Raw genomic sequence first — 19,264 nt, forward strand, 5'->3', positions numbered from 1 at the left:
ACAGCTTAGTTAGGAAAACTGCAGATGTGGTTTTACCTTTTAACACTCCTCCCTTCCCCACTCATGAATCCTCCATCCACTCGCTGGCAATCGAGCCTCCTTCCATTCGCGGCCGTCACCGTATTCGCCATCTTCACCAATAGCTGCGCCCAGACAGCGGACGGCCGCCTGGCACAGGGACAAGGAACCGCCATCGGAGCGGTCGCCGGCGGATTGCTCGGCTATGCAATCGGCGGTCAGCGCGGCGCGGTCGCCGGGGCGGCGCTTGGGGGAGCCGGTGGCTTTGCCTACGGCTCTCACATCGCCAACAAGAAGGCCAAGTATGCGAGCACCGAGAAATGGCTGGATGATTGCATCAAGGATGCCGAGTCGAAGCGCAGTGACGCCACCGCTTATAACAAGAAGCTTGATGGTCGCCTGGCCGCCCTCCAGCGGGACATCCGCGCTGCCCGCGCCGCCAATGACACGGCCAAGCTCAAAACCCTCAAGGGCCAGATCCGCACTGAGAAGAAGGAAGCCATCCAGCAACGGGACAGCTACAAGAAGGAAGCCGAGTTGCAGCGCGGTGCGATTCGCGAGGCTGGCTCCGAGGCGCCCGGCAAGGTGAAATTGCTCCAGAACAGCACCAAGGGAATCGAAAGCCAGGCGGTCGGCATCGACAACAAGGTCGAACGCTATGCGGCCCTCGAATCGCAGATCGACGTCTGATCCGCTCGCCTTTTGCATTCCAACTTACTCCGGTTATGAAAACTTCATTGTTGGCCATCGCGGCCGTCATTCCCTTGCTCGCCTCTTGCACCGGTGACCCGAATTCAGGCGGGATCTTCTGGAGCGAACCGGCCGCCCAACAGCGTCTGTCCGACCGCCAGCAGCGGTTGGATGACGTCGAAGGGCAAACGAGCCGGACTCGTTCCGACTCCCGCCGCAAGCAAGCCGAGATCGACCGCTTGTCCGGCGAGTAGTCCATCCGTCCATGCAGCGCTTGATCCCCCGCCTGATCCTCCTCGTCAGTGCGTCCTGTGTGCTTGCCAGCTGCGGGACGGGCAGGGAATCGGCGCCCGCATGGGGCATGGTGGGCGGCACCGTGATTGGTGCCGCCATCGGCTCGTTTTCCGGCAATGCAGGGGAGGGCGCTCACATCGGCGCCTTGTTGGGCACCGGGTCGGGGCACCTCATCGCGGCAGCTCCTCCTTCGGGACCGCCACCGGAGATCGCCACCTCGATGATTCGTTCTTCCGACAAGACGATTCGCCGGGCCGAGCAGCGGAACCGCCAACTCCAAGGCGAGTTCGGTGACCTTGTCGTGCGTCACAGCCGGTCGGAGGCCAGCGGCGGGACGAATGACGGGCTGCTCGTCCGCTCGCTGGCCGCGTCGCGTGAGCGCGAGGCCGGGCAATGGGCCGCGGACATGAAACAGGTGTCGGACGCGATGGAGCTCGCCCTGCGCGGCCGGACATCCCCCGGGGGGCGGAACTACTCACGTATCGCCGCCGACCAGCAAGCAGCCGATGCCTTGACCCGCTCGTTCAAGGAGCACGCCAAACGATTCCGAGGGCTTGCCCGCGGGCGCTGATCCGATGAGAAGCCACCGACATGTCACCCTCGCCGCGGTTGTGATGTTCGTAGGGGCGGGAACGCTGGCTCATGCCGAACTGGATGCTGCGGCGAGTGGACTTTGGCGCAGCTTCCTCCTGAGATATCGGGAGCTTTCGCTGACGCAACTGGGCGATGCCGAGCTCGACGCCCTCGCGCGCGAACACTTGATCGGCCGTCTGGGGGCGAGGTACCGCAGTTGGAAAAAAGAAGATTACGCGGACCTGGGAGCGTTGATCGCGGCCATCCGGGAAAAGGAACCGGAGCGCGATTCCTTCCAACTCGTGGAATTGGCGCTCGCTGCAATGCTGCCAGCGATCGACCGCTACGGCGGCTACGAAACCGCAGCCGACATGGCACGTTTTCAGGAAGCGGTCCGTCAAGGCCCCGGGGGTTCGGTGCAAATGACCATCGAGCATGACAAGGCGGGTCGTCTGCTTTGCTTCCCACTGGCGGAGGGGCCTGCCGACCGGGCTGCCGTGCTACCGGGGGCGGAGCTTCTGGCGGTGGATGGGATCGCGGTGGAGCGCAAGGAACTGGTCGCGGTGAAGTTTGCGTTCATCGGACCGCCCGCCAGTGTGGTGCGGGTCAAGGTGCGGCAACCTCATGGCAAGACCGAGGAGTTGATGATCACCCGCGACCGCGAGCCGGCATCCGTCGTGGCCAGCGACGGCCCGCTCGGACTGAACATTCGCATTCGCAAGTTTGACCGTGGTTCCGCGAAGCTGTTGCGCGAGTTGCTCCGCGAACACGCGGCCAAGGCCAACCGGCTGACGCTGGATCTGCGGGGTAATCCCGGCGGACTGCGTGACGAGGCGGTGCTGGCGGTGTCGTTGTTTTTGCCCGAGGGGACCCCGATCGGCACCTTTGTCTCGCGGGGGGGGAAGGAGTCCCTCAAGGATGGCAATGGGGTCGAGGTCTCGCCCGAGAGTATCCGCATCGTCCTGGACCGGCGGACGGCCAGCGGCGCGGAATTCCTGGCCGCCAGCCTGCGGGAGGGATTGCCCGGGAAGGTGATGGTGTTTGGCGGGCCCAGCTACGGCAAAGCGCACAGCACGGCACGGGCTGGCACCGAGGGTGGCGGGATGCTCACGCTCACGGAGGCTGAACTCGCCACCGCCTCCGGCTTCACGTGGGACAAGGCCGGAGTCGAGCCGGATCACCGGGCGAAGTGAAAGGAGGCAAGCTGGTTCTGCGGGGCTACTCTTGCTTCGGATCGATCCGCTTGAGCAGCCGGAACAGGTCACTGTCGGTGGTGAAGACCGCCGTGGTGTCCTTGGACAGCGTCTGGTAGGTCTCCAGCGTCTTCATGAACTGATAGAACTCCGCTGCCGAGGGACTCGAATTGTAGGCGGTGGCATAGATGCCGGTTGCCTCGGCGTCGGCCTTGCCGCGGATTTCCTGTTGCGTGCGGTAGGCTTCGGAGTCGATCTGTTGGAGATCCCGCTCCTTGCGGCCGAGGATCTTGGCGGCTTCGCCCGCGCCTTCGGAGCGGAAGCGCTCGGCGATCTGCTGGCGCTCGGAGGCCATGCGCGCGTAGATCTTCTCGATGACGCCGGGCTTGTAGTTGATGCGCTTGAAGCGGATGTCGATGAGTTCGATGCCCCACGATCTCACCTTCGGCGCGGCGGCCTTGAGGATCTGCTGGTCGAGGAATGCGCGGCCCTCACGGATGGGCGGCAGCACGCCGAGATTCGAGTCGGCGGCGGCCAGCGCTTCGTCACGCACCGGTTTGCGATCCTTGTCGCTGCGGATGACTTCGATCAGGTCGTGGGAGGCGATCACGTTGCGAGTCTCGCTGCCGATGATGTCGTCGAGTCGCGAGAGGGCACTGCGTTCGTCGCGCAGCTTTTCAAAGTAGATCTTGGGATCGGAGATCCTCCAGCGAGCGAAGTTGTCGACCGACACGTAGAGCTTGTCGCGGGTCGGCATTTCGGTGGCCGGGCCGTCCCATTCGAGGATGCGTTTCTCGATGCGGTTGATCTCCTGGATGAAGGGCTTCTTGAAATGCAGGCCGGCCTCGTTCTTCGCCGGATCGGCATTGATCGGGGTGCCGACGGGCTTGCCGAACTCGGTGATGAAGACCTGCTCGGTCTCGCTCACCGTGTAGAGGCTGCCGCTCAGGATCAGGAAGGCGAGGAAGGCGCCGACGAGGGTCAGGATGAAAACGGGGCGTTTCATGGAGATCAGCGGGCGGGTGCCACGGCTTGGTTGAGATTCATCAGCGGGAGGAACTGCTTGGCGTCCTCATCGAGGATCACCTTGTTGCCGAGCTTGGGCAGGACCTCGTTCATCGTTTCCAGATAGAGGCGCTGCTTGGTGATGGCAGGGGCCTTGTCATACTGGAGCAGGAGCTGTTGGAAGCGGGCGACATCGCCTTGCGCTTCATTGACGCGGCGGAAGGCGTAGCCTTCCGCGGTGGCGATGGTTTGCTGGGCGGTTCCGCGTGCCTTCGGAATGACCCGGTTGTACTGGCCGTTGGCCTCGTTGATCATCTGCTCGCGCTCCTGCTGGGCGCGGTTCACTTCCTCGAAGGAATGCTGCACCGGGCCGGGCGGATTGACGTTCTTGAGCTGGATCTGCTCGACCTTGACGCCCATCTCGATGTGCTCGAGGAGCTTTTGCAGCTTCACCAACGACTCGGTTTCGATCTCGGTGCGGCCGATCGTCAGCACTTCATCGACAGTGCGGTCGCCGATGACCTCGCGCATCACGCTTTCGGTGAGGTCGCGCAGGGTTGGGCCGGGGTCGCGGACGTGGAAGAGGTACTTCTGGGGCTCGGAAATGCCGTACTGGACGATCCACTCCACTTGGGCGGCGTTGAGGTCACCGGTGACCATGTCGCGTTCGAGCGCCGGGTTTTCACTGGCTTGGTCGCGGTTGGTCGCGCCGGGTGAGTTGAAGCCGAACTCGAGCTTCAGTTGCCGGCGAATCGGCACGATGGTCGCGGTATCGACGCCGAAGGGGATCTTGAAATGCAGGCCTGGCTCGGCGACATTCGTGAATTTCCCGAAACGCTGGATCACCGCCACCGACTCCGGGCTGACGGTGTAAAACGACGAAAAGATCCCGGAAAGCAGCAGGATCCCCAGCGGGATGAGAAAGATCAGCCGCAGCACCAAGCCGAAGCGGGGCTTGGGAAAGCGGAGGGAAGAAAGTGGAGGTGGTCCGGGCATGGCGGCGAAAACGGTTTGAGCAGGTCCCATATGGACCGATGGGGTCCAAGTAGACGACTGCAATTTCCGCCGCAGATTCTCCGCGAGGATTACACCGGCACCGGATTTCACCGGGAGCCGCCCGGTCAGGGAACCAGCTCGGGCACAGCTTTTGCCGCCATCCGCAGAAAGCCGGCCGGATGGCCCGCCGTGCCGACGGGCGCCCGGAATTTCCAGTGTGCGATCCCCGGCACCGGGTAGCTGGCGGTGAGGAGCACCGGGCCGCTGCCCGGGTTCCAAGCGACCAGGTTCTCCGAGTATTCCACCTGCCAGGCCACACCTCTTGCATTGAGATTGACCGGGAAGGAGGTCGTCAGGAAAGGAGCGCCGGAGACCACCTCGAACCCGGCTGCCGGGCGAATGACGCTTGTAGCATCGGTCGGATCGCTTCCGGCCGCGAATTCCAGAAAGTTAGAGGAGCCATCTCTGTCGTCGTCGTCATCCGCGTCGCCGGCGAGATCGAAATCATCCGACCACTCCAAGTAACTCTGCGGAGCCAGCCCGAACATTTCGTAGGCCATCCTGCGGCCGAGGCGGAGTTGGGCGGCGGCGTTGAAGTGGGCTTCATCGGTGTCGCGATAACCATCGAGTTCCTGTTCATGCACCGGGAATTCCACGTCGTTGGTGGGCACGGTGCCGGTGTTGACGATGGACAGCGCCGCCCCGGAATCCGCGTCGGCGTCGAGCTGTGCCTGGCGGATCGTGTCGCGGGCCGGGTAGTCCGTTTCCAGTGTGCCGCCCGCCGGGTAGTAGGGGGTCACCTGACCGAGCACGAAGCGCAGACCCTGCGGGGAAATATCGGCCGCGAATTGTTCGCGGACGCGGGCGACGAAGTGTTTCAGGTTCGCACCGTAGTCGATGGCGCTGGTGGCATTGCCATCCCCGCCGGTGTTGATGCCGGCCTTGGAATCCTGCTCGCCCTGCTGCCACAGCATGCCGTCGATCACCGGTTGGTATCCCTGGGCCCGCAGCGCGGTGATCGCGTTGTTCACCGTGCTGACGAAGGTGGCGTATTCGACGCCGAAGTTCGCGTTGTCCGCGTTGCTCGCGCCGGGCTTCCATTTGACCTGCAGGCTGGTGCCGCCCACGGCGTGCTTGATGAGGGCGACCCGTTCCCCGCTACGGAGGACGCGGGTGGCCTCCGCGAAGCCGATTTCGGGGCCGAAGCTGGCGCTGTCGAAGCCATTCGCCCGGACGGTGATCCACTGGTTGGCCCCGCCGGTACTGGAGGTGCCGGTGGAGTGGTAGAGCATGACCTCGGGGATTGAATCGAGGCCAAGCGGGACCAACTTGGATTTCTGTCCCACCCCCTGCATGTTCGACTGGCCGCCGAGAAGGAAGACGTGGATCGGGCCCTTGCTGACGGTGATCGCCCGCGATTTGCGATCCTGTGCGCCGTCCGCTCCCGTTGCGGCGAGCGTGTAGGTGACGGGGTCGCTGACTGATACCACCGCCGAACCGCTCGCGGCAACGGTGCCGACGCCTGGCGAGATCACGACAGTTTCGGCACCGCTCACCGACCACGACAACGTCACCTGTCCGCCGGGGCTGGAGGTTTCGGGAGACGCGGTGAACGAGGAGATCAGGGGCGGATTGGCAATTGGCGAGCCGGCCAAGCCCAAGGAGCGTACGCCGGCGATCTCCTCGGCATTCAAGACCCGCGTCCACAGGGCAACTTCATCAATCTTGCCGTCAAAGCCGCGGTCCAAGACGGCGCTACGGGCGGCACCGAAGTTCAGCCCGCCATCGATCATCGCCGAGGTCTGCGGGGTGAGCGTGCCCGCTGCCACCCCGTCGATGTAGGTGGTGATCGTGGTCACCGTGCCGTTGCTGGAGTAAGTTTGCAGGACGTGGTGCCAGCCGGCGGTGGCAGCATCCGCACGGTTCAACGAATTCGCCCCTGCGGGACTGGTCGTGGTGGTGTCGGTGAAGATCTGGCCATCGTTGAGACCCGGCGTGCCGAGCGAGAGGTCACGAAGGCCGTACGATACCTCGAAGCCCTGGCCGGTGCTGCCGTCGCCTTCGAACACGAAGTAGCGGCCCGAGGCACTGCCGGATGGCGGTTGATCCAGTTGGTACCACGTGCTGATCGTGAAATTGTTGCCCAGATTTGTGTCGCTGGGGGCGCCGCCGAAGCCAATCGCCACGTTCAAGTGCTCGTTCGCGGATCCGCCGGTGCTGCGGAGCGACAGCGCGTTTCCGACCTGCCCGCCGGGTTGTCCGGCGAGCGCGCCTGAGCGGAGGGTGCCGTCGGTTGCGCCGGCACGGTTGGCGGCATCCGTTTCGAAAGGGAAATAGGCGACCAGCCCTTGGTTCAAATCAACGGCAGGCGGGGTGACGACGGGGGTGGCGTCGAGGCGGACATTGTCGAGGTCCATATAGTTGCCACCCGCGCCCGATTTGGTGAACCGGATGGTGATGGCTTGTCCGAGCTGTGCTGGATTCGCACCGGAGACGAACACGAGTGAAGAGTCGGCCCAGGTGTCGTCCGGATTTGTCCCGCTGTCGTCCCACACACCGGCGGCGGGATTGGCGACGATGGTGCCGAGCGATACCCCACCTGCAAGGAGTTCGAGGGTGACTGTGGAAGCCGTAGCCGCAGCGCCGGAATCCACAGTGCGATGGCCCAGGGCGACAGCGAGGGTATATTGGGTACTGGCGGCGAGCGTGGCGGCGAGCGTCTGATCGATCCTGCCGCTGCCATCGCCGGAGAGGCCGGCGAAATTCGGTCCTGCCATAGTGCCATGAGCCCCGCCGGAGGGTTGGGTGTCGGCGAAATCCGCTTCGTTGTAATAGCGGGTGGTGGTCGTGGTGTTGAAGGTGAAGACGCCGGTCGCTCCGCTGAGGTTGGTATGGGTCCACCCGGTCGCCAGGGTGCTGGTGATGGCCCCGTCGCTACGCGCGGTCGGTGCCGACTCCATGTTGAAATTTGTGATTGCGACGGGAGCCGCAGCGAGCGGGCCGAAGCCAATCGCCAGTGCGGCGAGTGTTGATAGGGACTTCATGGTGGTTTGAAGAAGAGTCAGGGTCGCGAGCGGGATGGTCCGCACCCGGGGTCAAGCGCTGGCTCGCGCGAAAAGCAGGTCAGGGGCGCCGGCGACGAAGCAGCGACAGCCCGCCAAGGCCGGCGAGCAGTGCCAGCGATGGCTCGGGGACGGCCGTCGCATCGAGGCGGACATTGTCGATGTCCATGTAGTTGCCGCCCGCGCCGGATTTGATGAACCGGATGGTGATGGCTTGTCCGAGCTGTGCTGGAGCGGCACCGGAGGTGAACACCAGTGAAGCATCCGCCCAAGTGTCGTCTGGATTTGTCCCGCTGTCGTTCCAGATACCTCCGCTTGGGTTGTAGGTTGCGGTGGCGAGCGATACCCCGCCTGCAAGGAGTTCGAGGGTGACGGTGGAAGCTGTGGCCGCCGCGCCGGAATCCACCGTGCGATGGCCCAGGGCGACAGTGAGGGTATACTGCGTATTGGCCCCGACCGTGGCGGCGAGCGTCTGATCGATCCTGCCGCTGCCATCGCCCGAGATGCCGGCGAAATTCGGCCCTGCCATGGTGCCATGGGCACCTCCGGAGGGCTGGGTATCGGCGAAATCCAGCTCGTTGTAATAGCGGGTCGTGGTCGTGGTGTTGAACGTGAAGACGCCGGTCGCTCCGCTGAGGTTGGTATGGGTCCACCCGGTCGCCAGGGTGCTGGTGATGGCCCCATCGGTACGCGCGGTCGGTGCCGACTCCATGTTGAAATTCGTAATCAGGACCGCCGCGGCATCAGCAGCCGGATTGGCAGAAAACAACACGATCGCGGGAAGAAAAATGGTCCTTTTCATGCGGAGTAGTGGCTCAGACAAACATCGCACTAATGTTTCTCTTTGGTGTCATAAAGTTTCTTTTTGGAAACATGGTGACGTTTGTGTCGCTTGGCGTGCGTTGCTCTCCCCGTTGCGCGGCCGAGGAAGACCCGGGCCCGACCCTTTCGCTGCGTACGCGTCGAATGACGGTGGTTCGTCACCGGTACCGACTCACGGAGCGGTGCGATTTATCAAAAGCTTCACTATCGGCCCGGGGATCGGGCCGCCTGCGTGGAGTATTGCCGCAGATCGAGCCGGTCCTACACCGGCACCGGGACTTCTTCCAGAATGTCGGCGACCACCTGGCGGCCGGTCACACCGGAGAGCTTCGCTTCCGGGGAAATGACCATGCGGTGGGCGATCACGTCGGCCGCGACGGTTTGAATGGTTTCCGGCACGACGAACTCGCGGCCTTCGAACAAGGACAGCGCTTGGGCCATCTTCATCAGGGCGATCGAGGCGCGTGGGCTGGCGGCGAGCTGGACATCGTCGCGACCACGGGTAGAGGAGACGATGTCGACGATGTAGCCGCGCAGTTCATCGCTGATGCGGACCGTGCGGGTCGCGCCTAACAGGCCAACGAGATCGTCGCGGTTGATCACCGGTTCGAGGCGATCGACCGGATGCGTGTCGATCTGGTCGGAAAGGATTGCCCGCTCTTCCTCCGGGGTGACGTAGCCGAGGCGGCTCTGCACCATGAAGCGGTCCATCTGTGCTTCCGGCAGCGGATAGGTGCCGCGGAACTCGACCGGATTCTGCGTGGCGATGACGAAGAACAGGCCGTTGAGGTCGTGGCGCTCGCCATCGATGGTCGCCTGACGCTCGGCCATCGCTTCTAACAGAGCGGACTGGGTGCGCGGGGAGGCGCGGTTGATCTCATCCGCCAGCAGGATGTCGGCGAAGACCGGGCCGGGCCGGAAGCGGAACTCCTGGGTGCGGGGATCGAAGATGGACACACCGAGGATGTCGCCGGGCAGCAGGTCGGGCGTGAATTGCACGCGCTTGAAGCCGACCCCGGACACGGCGCGGGCGATGGCCTTCGCGAGCGTGGTTTTGCCGGTGCCGGGCACGTCCTCGACGAGTACGTGGCCGCCGGCGGCGAGACTGGCAAGGATGTTGCGCAGGGCACCGTCCTGGCCGCGCACCACGGTGCGGACGGCGTCTTCCAAGCGGCGGGCGGTTTGGCGGGCGGAGATGAGATCGCTCATTCGTTGGGTTTCAGGCGGCGCTCGCGGTCTGCGGCGGAAATCGTACGATGTTTCTCGTAGATCGACTCGAGCTCGCCGCGCGCACCATCGGGCAAGCGGGCGGCCACGCGATCCCACAACCGGCGGTTGAGGAATTCGCGCGAGCGGGTCAGCGGGTCGAAAAAGTCCAGCTCCGGCAGCACGCGCGGGCCGCCGGGCGTGGCGGCCACCACGTGCATGGCGTAGGCGTCGGCCGAATCGTCGCCGGCTGCGGGCGGGACGCGCACGGACACCGCGGCCCAGCGGCCGGCGCGGTGGACGCCGAGGATTTCCCCCGCCTGGCGGCCGAGCAGCTCGTAGCCGGTGTTGCGCAGCAGCTTGCTCTTGCCGGCCTCGTCGTCGAAGCACGCCGAGCCTGCGAGCATGCCGGCCGCGTCACCGGTGGCGATGGCCTTGCGCCATTCTTCCACGATGCGGCGCGCGTCGTCTTCCGAAGGTGCGGAGTCCGCGGCGATGCCGCCGATCCGCTGCAGCAGGCCGGCGGACCAATCGTCGTTGCGGGCCTTCGTCGCGTCGGCGATCCACCGGCCAAAGGCCGCGCCGTCCTTCACTTGGGCAAGTGCGGCCGACCCCGAGAAACCGGGATTTGAACGCCAGCCGCCTTCGCTGCGGCGCAGGAAAATGGTCTCGAGGCGGGCATTCTCGGGAACCTTTCCGGAGACGAGTTGGACCAGCGCGACGGCTTCATCGCCCTCTTCATGGACGTCGAGAAGCACCGGCGAGGCCAGGTCGTCCTGTTGATGAAAGCGCTGCCAGAGGCGTGCGGCGCGTCCTAAAGCATCGAGCGATACCTCAGCTTGTCCGGTGAGATCGAGCCGCGGGCACAGGGCGTTCAGTGAGTCCGTGCGCAGGGCGGCAAGCACGGTTTCAGCCGCGGCGCGGGCGGTTGCTTCGCGGACCGGCGGATGGAGCTCGGCCAGCTTTGCGGGATAGCGCGCCAGCAACTCGGAGTCGAAGTCCTCGTCATCTTCCTCTTGGCCGGGACTTGCCTTTTGCGTCACGGGTGAAAGCAGCTCCTGCGGCAGCTTCACGCGCCACTGGCCAGCCTTCGAGCGCAGGAAAGGGAGATGGACCAGCTTCGGCCGCGGACGAGCGGAAAAGTCGCCGGCGGGATCGAGCGCGACCACGCTCACCAGCCGGTCGTCGCCTTCCGGCTCGACCTGCACGATCGCGCGCAGCGCTTGCGGGGCTGCCAGAAGCCGCCACTTCTCGTGCCGGATCTCCGGGCTACGCAGGGTGCGGGAGACCGCTTGAAAGGTATCGTCCCAATCGGCGGGGCGGGGTTCCTCGAGGCCGCCGGCGATGGCGAGGGCGGCCGGCAGGTTGCGAGCTGCCAGTGCGGCGAGGAAATCGCCGGCCAGCTTTTCGGGCGTGGAGTCGTGCAGGTCGTCCGGGCTTTTCACCTTCCGCATCTCTTCGGAAAGCATCGAGAAGATGTTGTCCTTCAGCCGCACGAGTTGCTCGCCGCGGGCCCGCAGCATCCAGTCTTCGAGTTGCTTGGCGCGGACCAGAAAGCCCGGTCGGAAACTCAGGCCGGTGCTATTGAAAGAGGAGGGGAGCGGCGCGGGTCGCCACTTGCCGGCGTTCTTGACCAGTCCCACGGCGTGGATCTGCACGCTGCCGGAATCGTAGTTGGTCACCTGCGAAACGAGCACGGCGGCCAATTCGCCGTCCTCCTTTTCCTCGATCACCCGCAGATCATCCGGGCGAATGTGGCGGCCCAGCTTGTCCAGCCTCTCCGCGATGTCCGCCCGTTCCTCTTCCGGGACGTCCGGCGAGACGGCAGTGTCTCCGACGGAAAAGACCGCGTTGCCGTCCTTCAGCCCGCGCAGGAATGACAGCGCGGCGTCGCCCGGCCCGTCGGCGGCAGATGCCGTCACGGTCCACGCGAGCGTCAGCACGGCGGGCCAGCTTTTCATAGGGACTGGTGGAACGTGTCCTTGGCACCGAGCGATAGCACGAATCCGGCGAGGAGATCGATGGTCCGCTCGATGTCGTCCAGATGGGCGGTTTCGACGACCGAGTGCATGCAGCGCAAGGGCAGGGACACCAACGCACTCGGGACCCCCTCGCGCATGTGGAAAATCTTGTCCGTGTCGGTGCCGGTGAAGCGGCTGCTGGCCTCGTGCTGGACCGGGATCTTGCCCTTGGAGGCGACCTCCATCAGGCGTTTCACCACCAACGGGTGGTTCGCCGTGCCGTGGGTCACGGTGGGTCCGCCGCCGAGCTTCACGGCACCATGCTTGGTCGAATCGATCCCCGGGGTGTCGGTCGCGTGAGTGACGTCGAGGCAAACGCAGGCGTCGGGATTGTGACGGTAAGTCGCCATCATCGCGCCGTGGCCGCCGATTTCCTCCTGCACGGCATTCAGGCAGAGCAGGGAAAAGGCCGGCTTCTTCTTCGACTTGGCGATCTGTTTCAGGACCTGGGCGATGATGTAGCCGCCGATACGGTTATCCAGCGCCCGACCGATCAGGCGTTTGTGGGCGAGTTCCGCGGGGCCGTCTTCATAGACCGCCGGGTGGCCGACGCGCAGGCCGAGCGTGGCGACTTCCTTCGCGCTGGAAGCGCCCACATCCACCCATAGCTCGTGGACATGCGGTGCCTTTTCGTCGCCGCCATTGTCACGGCGGAGGTGAATCGCGGTGTTGCCGATGATGCCGGGGACCGGTCCTTTGTCGCCGGCGAAAATGATCCGCCGCCCGCGTGCGGTCGCCACGTCGCTGCCGCCGATGCGGTCGAGACGGATGAAACCGTCGGATTGGATCGTCTTGATCATGTAGCCGATTTCGTCGGCGTGGGCGGCCAGCATCACGGTGCGCGGCGATTTGCCTTCGAGCCGGGCCCAGGTGGATCCGTAGGCGTCGCAGGCGACTTCCGTGGCGAAGGGCCGGAGGTGGTCCGCCCACACCCGCTGGCCGGGCATCTCGAAACCGGTGGGGCTGGGCGTCTGGAGCAGGCTGAAAAGAAACTCCCGGTCGTCTTTCGTCATCCGCGCCATTCAAGCACGCCCGGCCCGGAGGGCAACCGGCGAGTGACACAAGTGTTGCCCCTTCCCGCTCCGCCGGGGAAAGATGCGTCGCTGGACTCGACGTTCTTTCCAGATCCGATTTCATGAAGCCGATTCTCACCCTTGCCGCCGGCCTGATGGCCGCGACTGCCATGCACGCTGCCGAGCCTTTTCTGGTCGCCCACCGGGGCGCGTCCCACGATGCGCCGGAAAACACCCTGCCTGCGTTCGGGCTTGCGTGGAAACAGGGGGCCGATGCGATCGAGGGCGACTTCCACCTGACCCGGGACGGCAAGATCGTCTGCCTGCACGACTACGATACCAAGCGCGTGTCGGGGACCAAGAAGGTCGTGAAGGACAGCACGCTGGCCGAGCTCCAGGCGCTGGATGCGGGCGCGTGGTTCAAGCCCGAATTCAAGGGCACCAAGTTGCCGACCCTGCGCGAGGTCGCGGCCACGGTGCCGGCGGGGAAGAAGTTCTATGTCGAGGTGAAGTGCGGTCCGGAGATCGTGCCGGCGATGTTAGAAGACCTCGCGGCCTCCGGCTTGAAGGACGAGCAGATCGTGGTCATTTCCTTCCAAGCCCCGGTGATCGCCGAGGTGAAGAAAGTGAAGCCTGCTTACAAGGCCTGCTGGTTGTCCTCCTTCGCCAAGGAGTCGCCGCTCGATCCGGGCACGGATGAAGTGCTGGCCACGCTGCGCAAGATCAAGGCGGACGGCTTTAGCTCGAAGGCGGATGAGCGTCTCGATGAAGGCTATCTGAAAGCGATCCGCGATTCCGGCTTCGAGTATCACTGCTGGACCGTGGACGAAGTCGCCACCGCGCGACGCTTCCTCGATCTCGGTGCGCTTTCGGTCACCACGAACCGTCCCGAATTCCTACGCAAGGGTCTCAGCGGGGTTCCTCCAGTGGCAGCACCTTAACCGGGATCCTCGGCTTTTCGCCATCGGCGGCGTGGATGATGAACTGCTGGAGTTTTTCCGCGCTCTTCATGATCTTGGTGGACAGGCAGGGCTGCAGGGAACCATCGGCGGCGGGGTAGAGGATGGATGCGGTGATTTCCTGGGTGCCCGCGGGGAGGGTGCGCATGAGCGCCGTGCGGGGCTCGATCTTCAAGCGCTCGGACCCGAAGACGAGACCCATCGGCTTCGAGGTCACATTGATGAACCGGCAGTCACCCTGGCTCCGGTCAGCCTTTCCGTCGGGAATGGGCAGCACTCCGACCTTGTTCCAGTCCGGCCCACTGCGCCAGACGAGGACGAGGGTAGCTTCCGAGCTGGAAAGCGGGAGCTTCGCCCAGGTGCCGGAGCCTTGGCGGGCCTCGATGGAGCGGGTTTCGGGAAGAGGGAATTCAAGTGGCTCGGAGATCATGCCGAGCCGGAGCCGCAGCTTCATTGAAGTGGGTTCGCCAGCCTTCTCCTTTGGGGGGATGGCGATTTCGAGGTTCCGCGGCGGGATGGTGCCCTCGGCGGCGGGGATTTCGTAGCGCACGCCATTGCGCACTTCCTGGCGGAATGGTGGCGGATCCCCGAGCGGCAAGATCCGCATTGTGTGAAGTGCCGGCTTGTCCTGCGCGGAGGCCCACAGGGGGGGGAAGACGAGGATCAGTCGAAGGGCGCGCAGCATCATGGCAGCCCGGCTGTAAGGGGGAAGTGCCGGGGGGTTCACGATGGGGTTGGTGACAATCGCGTCGCCTTTGGCGGGGAGGCGGCCTCTTAAAGAATCGGTGAGTGGGAACCGGTTCCTTGGGTTTTGAAACTCGCACTTCGTGAGGAAATCGTGATGTGAAAGTTTGGTCACTTTTGCGAGTGGTTAAGGTCGGTTTAATGCGACCTTTTTGTCACTTTTAGGCGGATTATATTTGGTAAATTGGGGTTCTCCCCGAAAATTTGATGTCCTGTTTGTCACTTTTAACCGCTCGTTCCACAGGGCAAACGCGGCAATTTCCGCGCCGCACATGAATCATTCAAACTCACCAGCCCTAGCGGCGCTGATCGCATGCTCGCTCGGCGGCACGGCTTTCAGCCTGGAGCACGCGACACTCGACGTGACCCAGCGCAACAACACGAACAACAACCAGGCCAGCGCGGATCCCGCCGTCGCGGTCAGCATCGGCTTGGGAAACAGCAGAAACTTCTCCGTGGTCGGCCACAACGATGGCGACATCGACGTGAGCTTCACCTCCAACCGGGCGAACGAGCGGAACCTGGGTGTGGTGATCAATTCGATCGCGGAACTCGCTCGCCAGAACGGCGTCCTCCCGAACAAGGGAGGTCCGGCAACGACGGTGTACCCGAACGGGGTCGCCTACGGAACCGCCGGCGCGGAGCCGTCGGGCACCGGCTATTACCTTTCGAATAACGTCACCTTGGGTGGAGCCGAATCGGCCAGCCCGTTCAATTCGGAACTCAACATCGACGTCGCCGCCGCGTGGTTCCCCCACACGGAAGGCTGGCTCGCCGGTCACTACAAGACGACGGCCACGCTCTACTCCTCGTCCGCCATCCGGCTCGGCAAGGAATTCGTCCGCGACGGAAGCGGCGTCTCGGTGGTCGACCTGCGGCACCTGCGCTCGCACGGTGTAGCCGCCACCTCGCAGAATGGCGTGCTTCTCGTCAGCGGTGGCGACAATGCCGGCCTCGTGGCGATGGCCCGGCCGAACCTCGACGGGACCTTCACCGTCTCGACCAAATCCAACTCGACCACCACGCCGCTCTATAACGATGCCGGCGTCGCGTTTGTCTATGTCCCACTCGTCTCGGCCGGCATGGGCCAGGTGATGGCAGTGGGCAAGGTCCGCAGTGACGGTAGCAAGGCGCTCGCTGGTGGCGATTTCACCGTCACCAAGCTCGCCACCGGCCGCTGGCTCGTGAAGATCGGACCCGAGGGATCCGAGTTCATCAACGAGGACGGGACGCTGGTCATTTCCGCGGAAGGCGGCTCGCCAGTGGCAGGCGCCACCCCGACGCCGAAAAACCGCAACAACTTCGTGGCCCACGGGTGGAGCCAAGCGGACGGCGGATGGATCGTCGAAAGCCGGGACAACATCGCCGCCGAACTGGAAGACGGCGCGACCCCGGCAGAGGAGATGTTCAGCTTCGTGTTCCTGACCCCGGGCGACCCGGAGAACCTTTTCAGCTATGAAAACGCGCCGCTGCCGGAAGTCTCGCTGAGCAGCCCGGTGGAGAACAGCTACCATACGGTCGGGCAGCCGGTCACGCTGGCGACGTCCGTGGCAGCCGCCGGGAACGTTGAAATCGCAAAGGTCGACTTCTATGTCGACAGCGTGCTGGTCGGCTCCGCGACCTCCGCGCCTTATGAAATCCCGTGGGCAGTGGCAGGCACGGGCACCCATCTGGTGGAAGCCTTCGCCTACACCACCGACAATGCGGTGGCCGGTGCCAAGCGCGTGTGGTTCTACGGTACCGTCCCGATCGGCGACGTGAGCGTTCCCGGCTACTCGGCGGCCATCCTCGATGGCGGGGATTTGGAAACCGACGTCACCGAGCTGGATGTCGACTACGTGCCCAGCCCGACCACGCCATGGAACATCCTGGCGAATTCGCCGGGGTCGCAGGCCTTCGGCACCGCCGGCGACGTGCGTGGCGCACCGGCCGTGAACATCGGTGGCGCACCCGTGCCGTTCAACTCCGGCATCCTTTTCGCGACCAACTTCCTTTCCAACACCTTCCACGAGATCCCCACCCGCGGCTCCGTTGACAACAACGTGATCGCCTACAACGCGACCGGCAACATCGCCCTAAAGGTGGAGGACAACAAGCAGGGAGGCAGCCTGGTGCGTCCGGAATCCGGCCGTTTTGCGATGGGCTTCTTCCCCTACTCCAGCGGCTGGGTGGGCGCCTCCCTGGCAGCCGACGGTTCCATTGTCGACGGCAGCTCGAGCCTGCCGGCGGGTGTGACGATCACCAAGTCCAGCAGTGGCACGGACTTCGTGATCGAAGGTCTGCCGATGACCGGGAACCTGCTGGCCGTGAGCCAGGGGGCGGCATCCGACAACGTCGTTTGCATCGGCCGCAACGCCAACACCTGGATCATCCGCAGCGTCGACAACAACGGCGCCGCGGAAAGCGACAGCACCAGCTTCCTTTACGTTCCGACCGACGCCCCGCAGGTGCTCAGCGGTCTGGTTCAGAATGATGCCACGCTGGTCCCGCTCAACGAGACCATGGCCGCCCACGGTGCCCGTGTGGTCCGCACCGGTGTCGGCTACGAGATCGAGTTCGGCGACGGCAGCAAGATCAACCCGTCGAACACGGTGCTGCTCGTGACGGCTGACGTGAACAACGGTGATGGCGGCGACAACGTCTTCGCCTACCACACCCGCGGCAACAAGTTCGTGGTCTTCTCCCACGACCTCCCCGGCATCAACGGCTTTTTCCAGAACGGTGGCTTCCGCTTCCTGGCCGTGCCGACCGCTCCGCTGGCGAATCCCGGCCAGCAGGTCTTCGTGACACATGTCGTCGACAAGGTTCAGGAAGGCGTGGAGGGCGATGACACGCTCACCTACCGCTTCAGCCGCCTCGGCGGGGATTCGTCCCAGCCGCTGACAGTCAACTACACGTTGTCCGGCACGGCCACCGCGGGCACGGACTACGTGGCTCCGTCCGGCACGGTCACCTTCGCGGCCGGCGTCACCGAAGTGGAAGTTCCCATCGTCACCCTGAACGACGAGACCCTCGAACTGCGTGAAACCGTTGTCGTCACCTTGTCGGAAGGTGCGGGCTTCAGCGTCGGCAGCGGCACCGCGAGCGGAACCATCCGCAACGTTGGAACCAACCCGGCCATCCAAACCGTTTCCTTCCAGCAAGGAGTGAACGGCTACAACAGCTACTTCGGCAAGCGGGTGGGCACCGGCAGCGTCAACCAGATGGACTCCCCGAGCGTTCAGACCTACGGCGTTGACGGATCGACCGACAATACCACCGACATCAACGGCATCCTGCGTTTCGACAGCATGTTCGGCACGGGCTCGGGAAAGATCCCTTACGGTTCGACGATCGTGAAGGCGGAACTGACCATCGCTACGGGTTCGGCCGGCTCGGATACGTCCGGCGGCCCCTGGGTGATCGACCGCTTGAAGGGCGTCGTGACTTCGGTCACCACCTACGAGAACCTGACCAATGGCAGCAATGTCGGCGTCCGTGGACGCAGCGCGCTGACGCCCTTGGCTGGTTTTGCCGGCCTCGCGCTGGGCGATATCGACACCGTTGATGTGACGAAGTTCGTCCGCATCTGGGTCAACGTGCAGAACAACGAGAGCGAGGACTACAACCACGGCTTCTCGCTCTATGACGCGGACACGGACGATGCCTGGGGCTACTGCACCTCCGGCAATTCGGACCCGAATCTCCGTCCGAAGCTGGTGGTCTCCTACATCCCGCCTACCCCTGATGTCGAAACCAACAGCTACAGCTTCGACGCGAGCAAGTCGGTGAAGCTGAGGGGTACGGGAACCAGCCTGGATGGCGCGCAGCTCCAGGGGAACTACATCGACCTGGAGCCGTCGCCCGGCACCACCGAGGAGGCCTTGTTCCAGTTCCCGGTGGAATTCGGTGCCGGCGCCCAAGCCATTCCGGCGGATGAAGATATCGTCCGGGCGGAACTGGTGCTGACTTCCGTCTCCGGCGGGAATTCAGCGTCCCCCGGACCGGTCGCGGTGCACCGGATGCTGGAAGACTGGATGATCGAGAGCAACTACGGCTACTACGGTCCGGAGGTCGGCGCGCAGCTCGATATCGCGGAAGACGCCCGGGTCTTCGGTCTCGGCCACGGCTCGATCGCGACCTTCGACGTTACCGCGATCGTCCGTGCCTGGCGTGCGGGTGCTGGGCAGCACGGCATCAACGTGAAGCCGGAAACCACCGATGGCTGGCAGTTCTTCTGGCCCGGAGCCAGCGGTGCGGATGCGACCAAGGTGCCGAAGCTGGTGATCTACACCGCCAAGTCCATCGGGGTTGAGAGCGGCTTCGAAGCTTGGGCAACCGCTAACGGCATCGGCGGTGCCACCCAGGACTTCGACGGCGACCATGACGGCATCCCCGCGCTGATCGAGTATGCACTGGGTCTGGATCCGGAGGCCTTCGACAAGTTGCCCGGCCTGCAGGCCGAGGGTGGCGGCACCGTCCTGCGGTTCCTCAAGGGAGCCCCGGACAATCGCTTGGTCTACAAGATCAAGAGCAGCATCGACCTCGATGTTTGGGGAGACGTGACCCCCACGGTGGATAACGCGAACGAGATCTCCGCGATCGTCACGATCGGTGAGGACGACGTGCGTTTCTACCGCCTGTCGGTGACATACACCGAAGGCTGATGACCATCCCTAGGCGGCCGCT

Annotated in this window: 14 protein-coding genes; 6 read left to right on the forward strand and 8 right to left on the reverse strand. The window is 64.3% G+C overall.

Annotated features, from left to right (window positions below):
- The first annotated feature begins 63 nt into the window (after positions 1 to 63).
- From OKA05_RS08105 to OKA05_RS08120, 4 genes are read left to right on the forward strand one after another with little or no spacing between them, the layout of a single operon-like run.
- Positions 64 to 708: a YMGG-like glycine zipper-containing protein gene (locus OKA05_RS08105; protein ID WP_264486621.1), complete on the forward strand. Its 645-nt coding sequence runs from the start codon at positions 64 to 66 to the stop codon at positions 706 to 708.
- A gap of 35 nt (positions 709 to 743) precedes the next feature.
- Positions 744 to 962: a hypothetical protein gene (locus OKA05_RS08110; protein ID WP_264486622.1), complete on the forward strand. Its 219-nt coding sequence runs from the start codon at positions 744 to 746 to the stop codon at positions 960 to 962.
- A gap of 11 nt (positions 963 to 973) precedes the next feature.
- On the forward strand, positions 974 to 1,573 hold the full coding sequence (locus OKA05_RS08115) for a hypothetical protein (protein ID WP_264486623.1): 600 nt from the start codon (positions 974 to 976) through the stop codon (positions 1,571 to 1,573).
- Positions 1,574 to 1,577: 4 nt separating this feature from the next.
- The gene (locus OKA05_RS08120) at positions 1,578 to 2,768 is read left to right on the forward strand and encodes a S41 family peptidase (RefSeq protein ID WP_264486624.1); all 1,191 of its coding nucleotides are present in this window, start codon (positions 1,578 to 1,580) and stop codon (positions 2,766 to 2,768) included.
- A gap of 25 nt (positions 2,769 to 2,793) precedes the next feature.
- Here the strand turns inward: OKA05_RS08120 and hflC are convergent, their stop codons facing one another.
- From hflC to OKA05_RS08155, 7 genes are all read right to left on the reverse strand, one after another.
- The gene (gene hflC / locus OKA05_RS08125; protein ID WP_264486625.1) at positions 2,794 to 3,774 is read right to left on the reverse strand and encodes a protease modulator HflC; all 981 of its coding nucleotides are present in this window, start codon (positions 3,772 to 3,774) and stop codon (positions 2,794 to 2,796) included.
- A gap of 5 nt (positions 3,775 to 3,779) precedes the next feature.
- Complete coding sequence (gene hflK / locus OKA05_RS08130; RefSeq protein WP_264486626.1) at positions 3,780 to 4,769, reverse strand: FtsH protease activity modulator HflK; 990 nt, start codon at positions 4,767 to 4,769, stop codon at positions 3,780 to 3,782.
- 125 nt (positions 4,770 to 4,894) lie between these two features.
- Entirely contained in the window at positions 4,895 to 7,813 is a 2,919-nt protein-coding gene (locus tag OKA05_RS08135) for a sialate O-acetylesterase (RefSeq protein ID WP_264486627.1), read from the reverse strand.
- Positions 7,814 to 7,892: 79 nt separating this feature from the next.
- Complete coding sequence (locus tag OKA05_RS08140) at positions 7,893 to 8,633, reverse strand: hypothetical protein (protein WP_264486628.1); 741 nt, start codon at positions 8,631 to 8,633, stop codon at positions 7,893 to 7,895.
- A gap of 281 nt (positions 8,634 to 8,914) precedes the next feature.
- Positions 8,915 to 9,862, reverse strand: coding sequence for an AAA family ATPase (locus OKA05_RS08145; protein WP_264486629.1), 948 nt, complete (start codon positions 9,860 to 9,862; stop codon positions 8,915 to 8,917).
- On the reverse strand, positions 9,859 to 11,820 hold the full coding sequence (locus tag OKA05_RS08150) for a nuclear transport factor 2 family protein (protein WP_264486630.1): 1,962 nt from the start codon (positions 11,818 to 11,820) through the stop codon (positions 9,859 to 9,861). The genes OKA05_RS08145 and OKA05_RS08150 overlap by 4 nt, the downstream gene beginning before the upstream one ends.
- Positions 11,817 to 12,893 carry a M20/M25/M40 family metallo-hydrolase gene (locus OKA05_RS08155; protein WP_264486631.1) on the reverse strand — a complete coding sequence of 359 codons (1,077 nt, stop codon included), beginning with the start codon at positions 12,891 to 12,893 and terminating at the stop codon, positions 11,817 to 11,819. Before OKA05_RS08155 ends, OKA05_RS08150 begins: the two co-directional genes overlap by 4 nt.
- A 122-nt stretch (positions 12,894 to 13,015) precedes the next feature.
- Between OKA05_RS08155 and OKA05_RS08160 the strand changes: the two genes are divergently transcribed.
- The gene (locus tag OKA05_RS08160) at positions 13,016 to 13,834 is read left to right on the forward strand and encodes a glycerophosphodiester phosphodiesterase (RefSeq protein ID WP_264486632.1); all 819 of its coding nucleotides are present in this window, start codon (positions 13,016 to 13,018) and stop codon (positions 13,832 to 13,834) included.
- Here OKA05_RS08160 and OKA05_RS08165 read toward each other — a convergent pair.
- Positions 13,803 to 14,579, reverse strand: coding sequence for a hypothetical protein (locus OKA05_RS08165; RefSeq protein ID WP_264486633.1), 777 nt, complete (start codon positions 14,577 to 14,579; stop codon positions 13,803 to 13,805). The two genes, OKA05_RS08160 and OKA05_RS08165, sit on opposite strands and share 32 nt — an antisense overlap.
- 289 nt (positions 14,580 to 14,868) lie before the next feature.
- Here OKA05_RS08165 and OKA05_RS08170 point away from each other — a divergent pair, with 289 nt between their 5' ends.
- The gene (locus OKA05_RS08170) at positions 14,869 to 19,242 is read left to right on the forward strand and encodes an Ig-like domain-containing protein (RefSeq protein ID WP_264486634.1); all 4,374 of its coding nucleotides are present in this window, start codon (positions 14,869 to 14,871) and stop codon (positions 19,240 to 19,242) included.
- Positions 19,243 to 19,264 lie beyond the last annotated feature (22 nt).

This window comes from Luteolibacter arcticus (assembly GCF_025950235.1).
Lineage (GTDB): Bacteria > Verrucomicrobiota > Verrucomicrobiia > Verrucomicrobiales > Akkermansiaceae > Haloferula > Haloferula arctica.